Consider the following 15,756-nt stretch of genomic DNA (forward strand, 5'->3'; position numbering starts at 1 on the left):
ATGAGATTCACGGCGGAGCTGCAGGCCACCGGCGGCACGACCACCGGCTTCCAGGTCGCTGACGAGGTCGTCGCCGAGCTGGGCGGCGGCGGTCGGCCCAAGGTGGTCGTGGAGGTCAACGGTCACCAGTGGCGCGGCTCGATCGCGCGGATGGGTGGCACCTACTGGCTCGGGGTCAGCGCGGAGCGCCGGGCCGAGGCGGGGATTGCGGCGGGCGACGTGCTCGACGTCGAGGTGGCACTCGACACGGCCGTCCGCACGGTGGAAGTTCCGGCCGACCTGGCGGCCGCGCTCGCCGCGGAGCCGGCCGCCCAAGCGTTCTGGGCGGGGCTCTCCTTCAGCAATCAGAGCTGGCACGTCCTGCAGGTCACGGGCGCCAAGTCCGAGGCGACCCGGGAGCGGCGGATCGCCAAGTCGGTCGCGATGCTGGCCGAGGGCCGGGCGCGTTAGCTCACCCGGTTGAGGGTGGTGCCGATCAGCTTCTGCCAGTCGGCGGTGAACTGCGGGTTGGCGCTCGCGTCGGAGCGGCCCAGCCGGTAGATGGCGTACTGGTCGATGAGCACGACGTTTTCCCGGCTCAGGGCGACCACCGCCACGTCGGCGGTGGCCGCGTGCGCCTTGTCGTACTGCTTGTTGCGGATGGTGACGAAGCCGATCCAGGCGCTTTCTTCCAGTGCCGAGGTGGTGGCGGTCTCGGTGTAGGCTGGCTCTTCGCGGTCCCCGGTCTTGGCGGGCTTCTGCACGCTCTTGGGGCAGGCGTCAGCGACCGTCCGCAGCTGGGCGAGTGCCGTGGACGCCGAGATGATGTCGTCGTAGACCAGGGCGATCTGGGTCATGCTCTGCGCGCCCTCGGTGCCCTCGTCGGCCAGCGGTGCGGAGGTGACCGACGGCTTGCCCGGGATGATGGCGGGCTCGGTGTCGCCGCCGCAGATGCTCACCAGGGTCGTCGGCGGTGCCGACTCGGTGGGCGCCTTCCAGGTTGGTCCGATGTCGGCGGGCTTGAGGAAGGCGTTCTGCATCATCGAGACGGTGAGCTTGCCGCCGTCCGGTTCGTCGTCGTCCGACGAGCATCCGGCGAAGGTCGCCACGGCGACGATCGCGAGCACACCACGCAGCATTCGGCCGGGCACCAGCATCCGGCAATGATGGCAGACCCGGGGCGGTGCGCGCCGGGCCTCAGCCCAGGGTCGCCTGAAGATCACCTACTGTGATGTTCATCGGGATGGCCTTAACATTGAACAATGTCTTTATCTTGTCATGTTGTCCTGAACGGATGAGGCGAGTCCGAGCTGCCATGGCGCTGCTCCTCCTGGGGTCCCTGTTCTCCGCACCCGCGAGCGCGAGCGCCGCTCTTGCGGGTCCGACCTGCGCCTGGCCCGAGGAAGTCGGGGCAGAGGCCGAGAACGTCGCTCTGCCCGACACCAACGCCCGCTACTGGGTGATGCCCATCAAGGCGAACCTGGGCCGGCAGATCACCGTCACCGGCGTCTTTCCGGACGCCCGATACTTTTCCTTCGCCGTCTACGACGGGTACAAGGGCACGTTCACCAGCAACGGCGTCTCGTCGGCGCGGGCCGACTACGAGATCGCGCCGGACCCGGGTTCCGTCAACCCGTGGCAGGTGCCAGCCGTGGCAGGTGGGACGTACACACTGCAGCTGCGGCGGTCTGTCGCGCCGGGTGACACCAACGTGCTGCCGCTGGCGCCGGAAGGATCACCCAACGGTGCCCTCGGCTCGCTGGTCTATCGGATCTATCTGCCCACGGGTGGCCCCTCGGCGCCGGTCGTGCTGCCCACGCTGACCATCACCGACGGCGGTCAGAGCCAGACCTTGCCACCGTGCTCGACCCGACATGCGCCCGCCGCCCAGGCGGCTCCGGCGGGCAGCTCAGCGGCGAGAATTCCGGTGCCGGACCTGACCTTTGTCCGGCCGACCGGCAACGACCAGCTCTTCCCCAACCCGGACAGTGGCTACCTCAGCACCTGGGTGACCCCGCCGGGCGAGAAGAACGTGGTGGTGGTGCGCGGCCGGGCGGCGGCCAGCCCGGACCAGCCGCACCCGCACCCGTGGCCCCAACGCGGCGACGACATGCGCTACTGGTCGCTCTGCACCAATCTGCGCGTCCCGGACTATCCGGTGGTGGTCAACGACCTGCCGGACGGGAACACCGATCCGGGGTGCCGCCACGACGACGTGACCTCGCTGGACCTGGGCGGCAACTACACCTTCGTCATCGGTACGGAAGCACAACGTGCCCGCATCGAGGCCGTCGGTGGGATGACCTTCGTACCGTTCTCGCTGACGTCCCCCCGGGCCCGGCATCTGGTGCTGTTGCGCAACATGATGCCGGTCCCGGGATTCGGCAAGTCCGTGCTGGACGTGCCGCCGGACGGGCTGCCCGCCACCGCGGAGGCGGTGATGGGCGACTACTACCCGCGGGCGCGCATCTGCCCGCTGTCCACCCTGGACTCCTGCGCCCGCTGAGCTACTTCTTCTTCACGACGGGGGCGGGAGCGACGAAGGTGAACGGTGTCCCGGCGCTGGTCCCGCCGGGCGTGGTCACCGTGACGGCGACCGTGCTCGCGGCCCGTCCCGGGACGGACACCTTCAGCTGGGTGTCCGACACCCGGATGAAGGTCAGCTTGGTCGAGCCGACCAGCACGGCCGTGGCGTTGGTGAAGCCTGTGCCGGTGATCGTGACCGCGGTCGCTGTCTTGGTGGAGCCGGTCACCGCGCTAAGAGCCGTGATGACCGGCGCCGGCGGGGCGACGTACGTGAAGGTGCCGTCGACCGTGGACGGTCCGCCCGCGGTGGTGACGCGAAGGGTGACCGTCCCTGCCGCGTGGACGGGCAGGGTGAGCTTGAGCTGGGTGGCCGAGACCACGGAGAACTTGACCGCGGAGCCGTCCACGGTGACCGACGTCGCGCCGGTGAAGCCGGTGCCGGTGACGACGACGGGCGTGGTCTTGTAGGTCGGCCCGGTCGCGGGCGTCAGCTCGGTGACGGTCGGCGCGGGCGGGTTCACGTACGTGTACTGGCCGGTGGTGGTGCTGACGCCGGACTTGGTGGTGACGGTGACCGTGGCCGGACCGGCCGCCTTCACCGCCGGGGCGGTGAAGGTCAGCGACGTCGGGGACACCTGCTTGAACGGCGCGGCGGCGGTGCCGACCTTGACGCCGGTCACACCGATGAGGGACGTGCCGGTGAGGGTGACCACCGTGCCGCCGTAGAAAACGCCGCGGTCCGGGGTGAGCGCGGTGACCGCGGGCGGCGGCGGCGAGTACGTGAACTTCGTCTTCGCGGTGCTGCTCCCCGCCGGGCTGGTGACCGTCACGTCGACCAGGCCCGCGGCGGCCAGCGTCGGCGTGGTGGCGACGAGCTTCGTGATGCCCGCTGCCGTCTGCGGCTGGAAGGTGGCCGCGGTGTTGCCGAACCGGACCGCGGTGACGTCGGCGAGGTTGCTGCCGGTGATGGTGACCTGGGTGCCCGCAGTGCCCTTGGTGACCGACAGTCCGGCTACGGCGGGGGAGGGAGTCACCGGGGTGGCCGGGGTGGTGGTGCCCTTGACGGCGTACCCGGTCATCGCCTGTTTGGTGATGAAGGCCCAGGACAGTTTGGCGTCGCCGTTGTTGCCCCACCGGGTGCCCCAGGAGTTGCGGATGATCACACCCTGGGCGTCGTAGCCGTACGCCGCGATCATGTGGTTGCCCAGGTTGCCGCCGGTCGTCGTGCTGTAGAGCGAGTGCGCGCCCAGGTTCATGAAGTCCTTGTAGACCGGGATGCCGAGGGCGACCGGGGCGCCGGTGGCGAGCGCCTGCTTGATCGAGTTCTGGGCGGCCGTGCCCTGGTTCGCGCCGTTGAACAGCAGCTGGTAGTTGCTGACCCGGTACTGCTTGGCGTTGTCGATCTGTGCCTGGGTCGGCGGGGTCTTCCAGTCGGTCGTGCCCTGGAAGTAGTCCGCCTGGGTGTCGATGCCCGCGGACTGCACATTCGCCAGCACGCTGTCCGGGTTCAGACCCGCGTTCGGCGCACCGCCCCGGACGACGTTGCGCTGGTAGAGGAACAGCGGCGCGTACGGGGCGCCGCTGCCGTTCGTCCGGTTGGCGTAGTAGCCCATGATGCTGTAGCCGATGGTCCAGGCGACGCACGAGCTGATCTGGCCCTGGTCACCGACCGCCGGGGCGTACTGCCGCAGGTCGACGCTGTCGGGCACCACGTCGAACGCCTGCACCCCGCCGGGCACCCGGGCCGGGGTCCGGGTGGCGCTGGTGATGAGCCCGCCGACGGCGTGCGGCAGCTTGCCGGTGCTCGGCGCGGCCGACGCCGGTGTGGCGGTCAGCGTGACCGGGGCGGCGGTGAGTGCGGCGGCGGCCACCATGAGCCAGCCGCGGTACCGCGCGCGGGACATCAGACGCATCCGGGGGGTCCTTCCTTGGGGCGATGCAAGGCACCCCCCATCGGCACGGTTGCGGGGAGGTTGAGAGCTTTGCCCGTACGCTGCGTCCCGGAGAGGTCACGTGGAGTAAATGGGGTGCGGATGGAACGGCGGGCGCTGCTGCGAGCGACAGTCCTGGGCGCGGGCACGGTCGCACTGCCCTTCACCGGCTGGTCCGCGGCGTACGGGTCGGCCCAGCCGGCACCCGGGCCGTACGGGCCGCTGCGCGCCTCGGACGCCAACGGACTTCGGCTGCCCAAGGGGTTCAGCAGCAAGATCGTGGCGCAGACCGGCCGCCGGGTCTCCGGCACGACCTACAAGTGGCACCAGGCTCCGGACGGCGGCGCCACCTTCGCGGAGGGCGACGGCTGGTGCTACGTCTCGAACTCCGAGGTCCCGGCCGCTGACGGGGGCGGCGCCTCGCTGATCAGCTTCGGCCCCGACGGCAAGCCGGTAGCGGCGCGCCGCATCCTCGGCGGCACCGACATGAACTGCGCCGGTGGCCGTACGCCGTGGGGCACCTGGCTGTCGTGCGAGGAGGTCGACCGCGGCCGGGTCTACGAGACGTACCCGACGGGCCGCGCGGCGAAGGTCCGCCCGGCGCTGGGTCGGTTCCGGCATGAGGCCGCTGCGGCCGACCCGGTCCGCAAGGTCGTCTACCTCACCGAGGACGAGCCGGACGGGTGCTTCTACCGGTTCGTGCCCGACACCTGGGGTGACCTGAAGGCCGGCCGGCTGGAAGTGCTGTGCGCAGGCCCGGGAACCTCAGGCGCCTTCACCTGGGCGTCGGTCCCCGATCCGGGCGGCTCCGGAACCCGGACCCGCCGCCAGGTCGCCGCCGCCAAAGCGTTCGACGGGGGCGAGGGCTGCTACTACGCCAACGACACCGTCTACTTCACCACCAAGGGTGACGGCCGGGTGTGGGCACTGGACCTCACCGCCGGGCGGTACCGACTCGCCTACGACGACAGCCTCGTCCAGGGCGGGCCGCCGCCGCTCACCGGCCCGGACAACCTGACCGGCGCCGAATCGGGCGACCTCTACATCGCCGAGGACAACGGCAACATGGAGATCTGCCTCATCACTCCGGACGGCGGGGTGTCGCCGTTCCTACGAGTCACCGGCCACCACCGCTCAGAGCTGTGCGGGGTCGCGTTCAACCCGAAGGGCGACCGGCTCTACTTTTCGTCGCAACGCGGCCGCACCGGCAAGGTCACCGGCGGCATCACCTACTGCGTCAAGGGCCCGTTCCGCAAACGGAGCTAGGGTGCGTTCGTGATCGCTGAACCGGTGCACTCGTACCGAGCCGAGGGTGGCTGCGCGGTGCCGCTGCTGAGCTGGACGCTGCCCGAGCCGGTGCTGGCGATCTCGTCGGCGGTGCTGGGCGGGGGGATCGGGCCGCGGCGGTGGATCGTGAATGCGACCGTACCCATGTCCTATGACCGTGACGACCCTGCCGACCACCTCCGGGAGATCGCCGCTGAGCTGCAGCTTTCCGGTCCGGGGATCGGTCTGCTGACCGGCGTCGACGTGGCCGACGTGGTCGTGGCTGAGGACGAGGACGTGCGGCTCTGGGCGACGGTCGGGCTCGGCGCGCCGGTCCAGGCCGCGGCACCGGATGTCGAGGTGGCGTCGCAACCCGGCGTGGCTCCACGTGCGGGCACCGGGACGGACGTCGAGGTGGCGCCGCACGCGGGGACGGTGAACATCGTGGCGTGGGTGCCGCGGCGGCTGAGCGACGGCGCGCTGGTGAACGCCGTCGCCACGCTGACCGAGGCCAAGACCCAGGCGATTCGCGAGCTCGGCCTGGACGCGACCGGTACGGCAACCGATGCGGTCGCCGTGCTCTGCCCGCTGTCCGGACCGGAGGTGGACTACGCCGGCCCGCGTTCGCAGTGGGGTCGCCGCTTGGCCCGCGCCGGCCACCGCGCCGTCCTGGCCGGCGGCGCGGTCAACCTGTCCGGCTTGTCGTCCTGGTCCGAACGGCGGGGCGACCGCTAAGCGGCGTCGCGCAACGCCACACTCGCCGGCCGGGACGGGCCGCGCTCCGGGATCTCCGCCGTGCGGTCCGGGTCGGCACGCCACAGACTGCCGTCCGCTGCACCCTGCGCGGTCGCGATCATCGACGTGAACGCGGTGCGGATCTGAAAGTCCACCTGGTCGGCCGGCAGGTTCGAGAGCTCCACGAGCAGGGACGCACTACCCAGGATTCCGTACGCGTTCCGCGCGATCCCCTCGTAGTCCCCACCGGGATACTTCGTCACGTTGGCCCCAGCCCGCTCGGTCAGCACGTCGTAGTTGCGCACCGCCAGCTGCTGCGACCGGATGACCGCGTCCTCGGCGACGAACGTGCTGGTCGGCCACAGGATCGATGCGGTGGTTTCGCGCCCGTCGGGCTGCACGTACCGGCCCTGCATGTGATAGTCGACCACCACTGCCGGCCGGGTGCGGTGCCAGTAATCGAGGACCGCGCGCGACTCCGGGACCGGGTTGTCCTCGATCGGGGTCAGCGGGTTGTGGAACCGGTTGATGTCGTAGCCCACGCCCGGCTCCGAGTATTCGCCGGTGGCGCTCGGGTCGTGGTTGTAGCGCTGGTCCCGGACCGCGCCATCCGGGTTGGCCTGAACCACGATGTCGAGGGTGACCCGCGACAGCAGCCACCGGTGCCACGCGGTGCGCGGCACACCCAGCGCCCACAGCGCCCGAATCGCCGCGGGTGTGCCCAGCGGCTCGTCGCCATGCTGCTGCGTGACGTAGAGCAGCCGGACGTCGCCGGTGCCGACGGTGGCGAGCTGCAACGGCCGCCGCTCGTTGCTGTGCCCGATCGTGCCCAGCCGGACCCGACCGTCGCTGGCCTGCGCCACCCGGGTCAACGCCCGGGCCACTTCCTCGGGAGTGGGCTGGTCCGGAACCAGACCGGCGGGCGCACTCGCCGGCTGCGGCGCGCGGGGTGCGGCACTCGCGCCGGGTGGTGCCAAGAACGCGGCCCCCACAAGTACGGCGCCAGCCACGGCGAACAGCCTCGACCTCATCCGATCCCCTTTGATCGATACGCGTAGATGTCTGGGTATCAACCTACCCCTCAGACCGCGAAGGTGGCCGCCGTACGGTTCATGTGGCCCGCCATCTGGCTCAGCTCGTCGATCGTGGCGCTGCTCGACGTGACCGCACCGTGGGTTTCCTGCACCGTGGCCGCGACCGCGTGGACATGCTCGGCGATCTGTGCCGACCCGGTCGCGGCATGCGACACGTTCCGGCTCATGTCGGCCGTCGTCGCGCCCTGCTCTTCCACCGCGCTGGCAATAGTGGTCACGTAATCGTTGATCCGCTCGATGACGCCCTGGAACGTGGCGATGACCTCGGCGGCACCCGTGCTGTCGTCCTGGATGGCGCGTACCCGGGCACTGATGTCCTCGGTGGCCCGAGCCGTCTCCTGGGCGAGATCCTTCACCTCACCCGCGACCACCGCGAAGCCCTTGCCCAACTCGCCGGCCCGCGCAGCCTCGATGGTGGCGTTGAGCGCCAACAGGTTCGTCTGCGCCGCGATCGCGTTGATGACCTCGACCACCGCCCCGATCTCCGACGACGACGTGGTAAGCCGCTGCACCCGCTCGCCGGCCGTGCTCGCCGCGCTCAACGCCTCGCCGGACACCGTCGCCGCCTGCGCGGCGCTGCTCGCGATCTCCTGGATCGACACTTCCATCTCCTCGGTGGCGGCGGCCACCGTCTGACTGTTGGCGCTGACCTCTTCCGCCGCAGCCGCCGCATTGCGCACCCCGGTCGCCGCCTCTTCCGACCCCACAACCATCAGTCCGGCGCCGGCCCGCAGCGCCTCGGACGCGTGCGACAACTGGGCGGCGTCCGCCTTGATCTGTCGGACGGCGGCGCCCAGCGTGTCAGCAGCCTCATTCACGGCCGTACCCATGTCTCGCAGTTCCCCACCCATCGACCCGGTGTCGACCCGGTGGGTCAAATCCCGCCCCGCCACGGCCTTCAGCGCTGCCACCGCCGCGGTCAGCGGCGCGACAATGCTGCGCCGCGTCGCCCACACCAGCGGTACGGCCAGCAGCAGCGCCACCCCCATCGCCACGGTGAGCTGGATCTGCGCGGTCCGCGACGCGGCTGTCGCATCCTCGGCGGCGTCGTCACTGCGGGCCTGAGCGCTGTCGACCAGCTTCTGCGTGTTCTCCAGAATCCGGAAATAGATGTCCCAGGACGCCCCGCCGATGGTCTCGTTCGCCTTCGCCACCGACGCCGCCGTGCCCTGCGCGAACATCGCGGCGATCTCGTCGTCCATCTTCAGGAACGCGTCCCAGTCGGACCGGATCGCCGCGAAGGTCTCCGCCTCCGCCGAAGTCATCGCCGACGTGTCGACCCCGGCCAAGTGGGTCCGCAGCCGTCCGACCACCTCCAGATAGCCGGCCCGGCTCGCCGCGTCCGGCTGCACCGCCGCCTTCGGATCCCCGAGCGCGGCCTCCCACGCATAGGCAACCTGCCAGCCGCTCACATCCGAGTTGAAGTACTTGATCTCCTGCACGGCGCGGCTCAGGAGCAGCATGTCCTCCATATGCGCGACCGCCCGGTCCTGCGCCCGCAGCGCCACCAGCCCGACGATCCCGGCAGCCAGGAACAATGCCGTCACAGTCCCCAGACAGACCACCAGTCGCGCCCCAACGCGCAGGCGCCCCAACCGACCAAGCATCTGACTTTTATCTCTCTGCTTCGCTCCGGTCTCCCCATCGCCCTATCGACACATCCGCCCATCGAATGAGCGCCACCGGGCCGACACCGAAACATCTGACCTCGCCAGCCGCCGGCGTGCTCTGGCTGTTCCCCATCCTGGCGTGGCGGGTGGCCTACCTCCCGCACCGCGACTGGCCCCCGCGCGAGGACGAACTACCCCGGGTCGCCTACCTCCCCGACCTCGCCCACGTCGGCCCCTGGATCTGCACCGACCCCGAGGCGATTGGCGAAACTACGATGACGTGACGTAGCTCCGCGCGTGGAGGGAATGCACAGTGAAGCTTCTGTTGACGTCAGGCGGCGTCACGAACCCCAGCATCCGCTCAGCCCTCCTCCAGCTGCTCGGCAAACCGATAAACGAAAGCCGCGCACTCTGCATCCCCACGGCCCAATGGGGCCACCCGATGTGCGGCCCAGCATCGGTGCAGGGCCTCATCGCCGCCGACCCCAACTCCACCTGGCAACACCTGTCCGGCCTCGGCTGGGGATCACTGGGCGTCCTCGAACTCACCGCACTGCCCACCATCGGGCCAGAACGCTGGATTCCCTGGGTCCGCGAAGCCGACGTGCTCCTGGTCGACGGCGGCGACGCCACCTACCTCTGTCATTGGCTACGGGAATCTGGACTGGCAGACCTGCTGCCCTCACTACCCGACCTGGTCTGGGTCGGCGTCAGCGCCGGCAGCATGGTGCTGACGCCCCGCATCGGCACGTACTTCGTCGAATGGCCGGCGGCATCGGACGACCGTACGCTCGGCATCGTCGACTTTTCGATCTTTCCGCACCTCGACCTGTTCCCCACCAACACGCTGGCGCACGCGCAACGGTGGGCCGCCGACATCGGCGTGCCGGCCTACGTCATCGACGAACAGACGGCCATTCAGGTCGTCGACGGTGCCGTCGAGGTCATCTCGGAAGGGAACTGGAAAATGCTCAACGCGTAGCCGCCAGCGTCCAGCCCGATCCGGTATTGACCCGCGACGAGAGTGATAAGCATTGACCGCCCATCGCACAGTGGACCACGACGCCCTGCGGTCGCTGCTGACCGGAATTCGCGACACAACATGGTCCTGGAGCGAAGCGGAAGTGCCCGCGCTGACGACCCGACTCGGCTGGGAGCTGGGCCGACTCGTCTCGGGCACCGGCGCCATGGCTGACCCGGGATACGAGCTCGGTAAGAAGGCCGTCCGATTCGCCTTCAACGATGGCGAGGTGCGGCGGATCACCATGCGACTCACCTCGATCCTCGACGAGGACGACCAGGCCTTTCTTATGGACGTCCGCCAGCGAGCCGTCACCTTGGCTACGGAGGTCCTCGGCGAGCCCGACGCCCCGCCGGGAACCGAGGGCGGGCAAGTGCGATGGCGTGGCCGACAGGCCACCATCCTGCTGCAGGTGCCCGCGGTCGCCGTGACGCTTGTCTGGTCCACCAACGCGTTCCAGGACCACCTGGACACCCTTGGTCAGCAGTGACCCGAACGTTCTGGGAACAACGCACACAAGCGATGACGCAGCTGCTGAAAGGCGACATCGTGCTTACGCAAGGCGGTGACTTGATGTTCAGGTGCACCGTGGCACCGCCCCACCTGGCGTGGGAGCCCGACGAGGCCCGCACCGCGCGGGACGGTGCCGCCGCGGTGGACAGCCACCGGCAGATGCAGCTCAGCGAGGAGGATGAAGGTCGACGCATTCTGCCTCCGGGAGGCCGAGTTCGGCGTAGATCGCCAGAGCCTGCTGCAGGTGCGTTGCGGCGTCGGGGTGCCCGAGTGCCGCCAGGGAACGGCCGGTGCCGTGGTGAGCGTGCGCCCTCGCCACGCGGTACTCGACGTCTGCCGTGATGTCGAGCGTCTGCCGATAGTGCACAAGCGACAAATTGTACTGATGATTGTCGCTGTGGATCGCGCCGAGCACATTATGTGTCTCAGCGAGATCCACCGGGTCGGGTATGTCGCGAAGGATGCCGAGCGCCTCATGGGCGTGCTCCAGTGCCGCGAGCGGTTGTCCCGATCTTCGAGTCGCCTCGGCGAGCCGGTGCAAGTAGTCAGCCTCGAAGCGTCGGTCGTCACCCTGCCGAGCAAGGTCGATACTCTGGGTCAGCAACCTGATCGCACTGTCGTGTTCGCCCAGTCCGCTGTGCGCTGTCCCCCTACGGCTCAGAACAGCGCTCGCCTGTCGCAGGTTCACGAATCCGTCAAGAGGTAGCGCCGCCTGATCCGCGGCCTCGATCGCGTCACGATGGCGTCCCAGGCAGTTCAGCGCATCCATCAGCACTGTCAGCGCTACCGCTTCACGCCACAGGTCGCCCTGCTCGTGGTAGAGCTCGATGCTTCGAGTGGCGTACGAGACGGCGTCGGCGAACGATCCGATGAGGTTGCTCAAGTCGGCCTTGTGAATAAGTGAGCGGGCGATTCCGTCGAGATCGGCTGAGTCGGCGGCATGGGCTGTGCCCTGATGGAGGAAATCGAGTGCAAGCCGATACCGGCCCAGCACCTTGTGCATCAAAGAGACGTCCAGCAAGCAGGCGGACCTCACGGCAGGCGGGGTATCGGGCTGGCATGCGCCCAATGCGATGGTAAAGACTTCCAGGCTCGCCGAGAGCTGGCCGTTCTCGTAGAGCAGCGACCCCACATTGCGGGGGAGCTGCCAGCCGTCATCGTCGGCCCGGTGATGAGCTGCGAGCTGGGCGGCAGCCAGCAGGTTGGCATACTCGGTGTTCACCCATGACCGGACGTCTGATGTCGTGGAAAGCTGAGGGACGGCTGCCGGCTGGTATCGAGGGCTTACGCCAAGTCGAGGCCGCTTGGGGTTGTCCAACTCGGCGGCAATCTGCGTGACATGCAGGTAATAGTCGAGGAGGCGATCCCAGGCGGCCGACCTTTGCAGTGCGGTTTCATCCCCGTGGACACAAGCCCGGGAAAAGTCGCGCACCAGGTCGTGCAAGCGATATCGGCCAGGGAGATGCGCTGTCAGCAGGTGCATGTCGCACAGGGCGTCGAGCAGGTGCTCGGCCTCGTGCGAGGGCAGATCGGCGAGCGCCGCCGCAGAAAAAACATCGATGTCTGTCCCCGGATGCAAGCCGAGTAAGCGGAACATGCGCTGCTCGGAATCGACAAGGTGCTGATACGACAGAGCGAAGGCCGCGGTGACACCGAAATCATCCGACCGCAGCAATCTTGCCCTGCCACGGTCATCGGTCAGCCGCGCGACCAGATCCGACAACTTCCATTGTGGGCGCGAACGTAGCCTTGCGGCGGCCATGCCGATCGCGAGGGGTAGGTAGCCGCAGAGCTGGACCACCTTGATGACCGCCGTGGCTTCGGCCTCGCAACGATCTGACCCCGCGACCGCGCGGAACAAGGCAACGGCGTCGTCCGGGGGCAGCGTGTCCAGGGACAACACGTCTGCACCCGCCAGCCCGGTCAGCCGGCGCCTACTTGTGATCATGACAGAGCAGCTGGCCGACCCCGGTAAGAGTGGCGTGACCTGGGCGGAACTCAACGCATTGTCAAGGACCACCAAGATCCGACGGCCGGCGAGTTCCCCCCGCCACATCGCAGCCTTCTCATCCAGATTCTTCGGAATTCGTGCATCCGGATACCCCATTGCGCGTAGCAGCACATCGAGGGCCTCGTCGGCTGTCAATGGATCGCGGCCGGCGGTGTGCCCGTGCAGGTCGACAAAGAGCTGACCGTCTTCGAACTGATCGGCAAGCCGGTGCGCCGCATGCACCGCAATAGCCGTCTTGCCGACCCCCGACATTCCGTCAATGGCCTGGATCACGGTGACGCCGCCACCGTTTGCAACGGCCGTGAGCCGCTCCAGCTCAGGCAGCCGGCCGGTAAAATGCCCTACGTCTCTGGGCAGATAATTGCGCGGAAGCGACGCCTCCGACCGATAACTCAGTGTGCGGTCTGCGGCCAGTATTCGATGATACTGATTCTGCAGCTCAGGGCCCGGGTCCACCCCTAGGTCATCAGCTATCGTATGACGGATCCGCTCGTACCACACCAGCGACTCTGCGGTACGCCCAGCGCGATACAGCGCCAACATCAGCAGGCCAGCCAGCGGTTCGCACAATGGATATCGATCTAGTTCGGCGCACAGCTCATCGGCGACGGCCGCATGCGACCCAAGATCGAGAGAGACCTCCGCCCACGCGGTGACCGCCGACAACCGCCGCTCCTCGAGCTGGCTCGCGGCGGTTGAGATAGTTCTGCCACCGACGCCTGCAAGTGCGGGTCCGCGCCAGATCGCTAACCCTGTCCGTAAAGTCTCGGCTGCGCGGGCCAGATCGTGGCGGGACCGAGCCGCCTGCGCCTCGGCCAGACACTGGTCAAATCTTCCAGCGTCGACCTGTCTTGCCGGGACCTGAAGCACATAACCGGATCCGACCGCTGCCAGCGCCTCGCTTACCGGTGTCCGTCGAAGGGTGGAGATCGCGTTCTGCACTTGCTTACGTGCAGTAACCGGAGGTTCGCCATCCCATACGGCGTCTATCAATTGATCCACGGAAACTACCTGCCCAGCACTGAGCACCAGGGTCGCGACGACCCGCCGCTGCTTCGTCCCGCCGATCGCTATTCGGCGGCCGTCATGCCGAACTTCCAGCGGCCCGAGGATCCCAAACTCCACGCCGCCTCCCCTGCCCCGCCAACCTCCCGAGCAGTGTACGGGGACCAGTTCGGTCGGGCGAGGAGCGACCGAGGACGAAACGAGGACGGCATTGGTCACGATGAACGCGCGTGACTGGAACGACACATGTCCACACAATCCATGCCGTCTACCGGAGCCAAAATGATCGGGGGCTCACTTCGCCCGGCGAAGTGGGAGAGGTGTCCGGAGCGCGAGACTGGAAGATGCACGGAGCGTTACCGTTTTCGTCCATCGTGGATTGTTCGGCTGCAGAGGTTCGTGGTGATTGCAGACTCGCGGAACTCCTGAGGCGAGCGGTTGGTCGGCTTCGACCAACCGCTCGCCGTGCGGTGTGGATTGATCTTCTGTGCACGGCCCGCCCCCAGGGCGGCGCCGCCATGCAGTCCTCGGCTCCCGGGATTTCCCGCCAAGGGACGAAAACGCCGCCTCGAAGCGCTCAGCGGCAACCTGGAGAGGGCTGAGGCGACCCGGCGCGAATGCTGGCCGCGGCCGCAACCTTGGCTGCGGGCATGGCCGCCTGGTCGGACAGGTGGGCCGGCCACTGGCGACGCCAAGTCCCACGACCTGGCTGTTTCGCAGGCGACCACCAGTCGTTATCCCGCTGAGGCGCCTTGGTCGGTCAGCCCGGCGTCGCCCGCACCACCACCGCACCGATCGCCCGGTTCAAGGCCCGCAAGCCGGAGCCGCCCCGGGCGGCTGGTTCTGCGCGTGCCACAGCACCCGCCGGGACTTCTTCGTGTCCAACAGCCGCAGACCCCACTCCGCCCAGTCGCGCAGCGAATCGTCCTCGCTCTGCAACTACGCGACCAGCACCTCAAACGACTACTTGATGACGCCGATGATGCCGGTCACGGTGCCGACAACTCCGCTGACGGTCGCCAACTTCGCTGCGGCGCCCGTCCAGATGCCCTTCGTCTTCTGCCGCCAGCCAAGAGACCACCACTCTTGTCCTAACTTCGACCATTTGTGTTGCCGAAGGTGGCAGCCCAAGATGAGGCCGGTGGAGTTGTTGCGGCAGAAATCAACGTCGGCGCCTCGCCTTCGGTTGATCGCGCCGCAGTACACCGGCGCTTGAAAGAGGACGAAGAAGATGAGCAGCCCGACTAGAACCGCATAGATTCCTGGACCGAAGGCGTTGCTGCCCAGGGAGAGCAGCAGTAAGGCCAGGACGCCGTAACCCCAGAACCGCCAAAGATTCGACCTACTCCGCGACGCCATGAGCACGAAGCTTATCGATCGGCGCGCCCGCCCTGAAGTCATGCATCTGTCAGTCGCAACCCCTTGACCCTCAGATCAAACGCTTAAGGTTCAACGTGAGGTCGCTACGCTTCCATCAGTCCCGCCGGCAGGGCCCCATCAAGTGCCGCTCTCGGCGAGACAGAAGAATGATCGGAGGGCTGGGACCAAACCCCAGGGTTCGCTGACTGACCAGGCACCGGCCAGGGCTGTCTGCATTGCCGGTGCCAGATCCGAACAGGTAGGCACCAAAGCGGCGCGGCCCGCGAAGGGGTTCAGCTGCCATATCGGCAGACCACCATGGCAGACGATCGACCGAGGTCGCTATGGGCGGCCCGGCTGATGGATGCGCAGATGGGTCATGCGGACGGTTCGATGCAGGCGCTCTATTCGCATGTCACCGATGGGATGATCCGCGAGCTGCTCGACGAACTGACGCGAATATGGGAGAACGCGTCGGCCCAGCGGCGCCGGCTCAGCGCCCGTTCACCGGTGGCGGCACTCGATCGGTTGTTGAGGGCAGGGGAGAAGTGATCGCGATGGCAATTCCAAGATCGTCTCCAAACCGCTCCAGATCTTGGCCTACAACAAGAAACGGGCTTCGTCCCTGAGGGGCGAAACCCGTTCTGAACTGCTGTTCTTGCTGGTGGGCGATACTGGGATCGAACCAGTGACCTCTTCCGTGTCA

General features: G+C 68.1%; 14 protein-coding genes. 8 read left to right on the plus strand and 6 right to left on the minus strand.

Annotated features, from left to right (window positions below):
• Complete coding sequence (locus ACIA1L_RS02235) at positions 1–450, plus strand: YdeI/OmpD-associated family protein (RefSeq protein ID WP_396070552.1); 450 nt, start codon at positions 1–3, stop codon at positions 448–450.
• On the opposite strand, the gene ACIA1L_RS02240 is transcribed toward ACIA1L_RS02235, so the two are convergent.
• The gene (locus ACIA1L_RS02240; protein WP_396070553.1) at positions 447–1,136 is read right to left on the minus strand and encodes a hypothetical protein; all 690 of its coding nucleotides are present in this window, start codon (positions 1,134–1,136) and stop codon (positions 447–449) included. The genes ACIA1L_RS02235 and ACIA1L_RS02240 overlap by 4 nt on opposite strands.
• A gap of 158 nt (positions 1,137–1,294) precedes the next feature.
• Here ACIA1L_RS02240 and ACIA1L_RS02245 point away from each other — a divergent pair, with 158 nt between their 5' ends.
• Positions 1,295–2,485, plus strand: coding sequence for a hypothetical protein (locus ACIA1L_RS02245; protein WP_396070554.1), 1,191 nt, complete (start codon positions 1,295–1,297; stop codon positions 2,483–2,485).
• A gap of 1 nt (position 2,486) precedes the next feature.
• Here ACIA1L_RS02245 and ACIA1L_RS02250 read toward each other — a convergent pair whose 3' ends face one another.
• Entirely contained in the window at positions 2,487–4,418 is a 1,932-nt protein-coding gene (locus ACIA1L_RS02250) for an IPT/TIG domain-containing protein (RefSeq protein WP_396070555.1), read from the minus strand.
• A 120-nt stretch (positions 4,419–4,538) separates the two neighbouring features.
• On the opposite strand from ACIA1L_RS02250, the gene ACIA1L_RS02255 reads away from it, so the two are divergent.
• Both ACIA1L_RS02255 and ACIA1L_RS02260 read left to right on the plus strand, forming a co-directional pair.
• On the plus strand, positions 4,539–5,702 hold the full coding sequence (locus ACIA1L_RS02255; RefSeq protein WP_396070557.1) for an alkaline phosphatase PhoX: 1,164 nt from the start codon (positions 4,539–4,541) through the stop codon (positions 5,700–5,702).
• A 9-nt stretch (positions 5,703–5,711) separates the two neighbouring features.
• Complete coding sequence (locus ACIA1L_RS02260) at positions 5,712–6,437, plus strand: adenosylcobinamide amidohydrolase (protein ID WP_396070559.1); 726 nt, start codon at positions 5,712–5,714, stop codon at positions 6,435–6,437.
• Here ACIA1L_RS02260 and ACIA1L_RS02265 read toward each other — a convergent pair.
• Positions 6,434–7,468, minus strand: coding sequence for a M14 family zinc carboxypeptidase (locus ACIA1L_RS02265; RefSeq protein WP_396070561.1), 1,035 nt, complete (start codon positions 7,466–7,468; stop codon positions 6,434–6,436). The two genes, ACIA1L_RS02260 and ACIA1L_RS02265, sit on opposite strands and share 4 nt — an antisense overlap.
• A gap of 50 nt (positions 7,469–7,518) precedes the next feature.
• Positions 7,519–9,078, minus strand: a complete 1,560-nt coding sequence (locus tag ACIA1L_RS02270; protein ID WP_396070563.1) for a methyl-accepting chemotaxis protein — start codon at positions 9,076–9,078, stop codon at positions 7,519–7,521.
• A gap of 125 nt (positions 9,079–9,203) precedes the next feature.
• Here ACIA1L_RS02270 and ACIA1L_RS02275 point away from each other — a divergent pair, with 125 nt between their 5' ends.
• Genes ACIA1L_RS02275 through ACIA1L_RS02285 form a run of 3 tightly spaced genes read left to right on the plus strand, consistent with a single transcriptional unit; the run spans position 9,204 to position 10,652 of the window.
• Positions 9,204–9,425 (plus strand): hypothetical protein, encoded by a 222-nt coding sequence (locus ACIA1L_RS02275; protein WP_396070565.1) that lies wholly within the window; start codon positions 9,204–9,206, stop codon positions 9,423–9,425.
• A gap of 29 nt (positions 9,426–9,454) precedes the next feature.
• A complete protein-coding gene (locus ACIA1L_RS02280; protein ID WP_396070567.1) occupies positions 9,455–10,123 on the plus strand; it encodes a Type 1 glutamine amidotransferase-like domain-containing protein in 669 nt (222 codons plus the stop codon).
• A gap of 52 nt (positions 10,124–10,175) precedes the next feature.
• Positions 10,176–10,652, plus strand: coding sequence for a DUF6301 family protein (locus tag ACIA1L_RS02285; protein WP_396070569.1), 477 nt, complete (start codon positions 10,176–10,178; stop codon positions 10,650–10,652).
• A gap of 189 nt (positions 10,653–10,841) precedes the next feature.
• Here the strand turns inward: ACIA1L_RS02285 and ACIA1L_RS02290 are convergent, their stop codons facing one another.
• Entirely contained in the window at positions 10,842–13,811 is a 2,970-nt protein-coding gene (locus ACIA1L_RS02290; RefSeq protein ID WP_396070571.1) for a BTAD domain-containing putative transcriptional regulator, read from the minus strand.
• An 843-nt stretch (positions 13,812–14,654) separates the two neighbouring features.
• The gene (locus ACIA1L_RS02295) at positions 14,655–15,050 is read right to left on the minus strand and encodes a hypothetical protein (protein WP_396070573.1); all 396 of its coding nucleotides are present in this window, start codon (positions 15,048–15,050) and stop codon (positions 14,655–14,657) included.
• A 318-nt stretch (positions 15,051–15,368) separates the two neighbouring features.
• Between ACIA1L_RS02295 and ACIA1L_RS02300 the strand changes: the two genes are divergently transcribed.
• On the plus strand, positions 15,369–15,602 hold the full coding sequence (locus tag ACIA1L_RS02300) for a hypothetical protein (RefSeq protein ID WP_396070575.1): 234 nt from the start codon (positions 15,369–15,371) through the stop codon (positions 15,600–15,602).
• Positions 15,603–15,756: the final 154 nt, after the last annotated feature.

Source organism: Actinoplanes sp. NPDC051859 (assembly GCF_044452725.1).
In the GTDB taxonomy this organism is placed as follows: Bacteria; Actinomycetota; Actinomycetes; order Mycobacteriales; family Micromonosporaceae; genus Actinoplanes.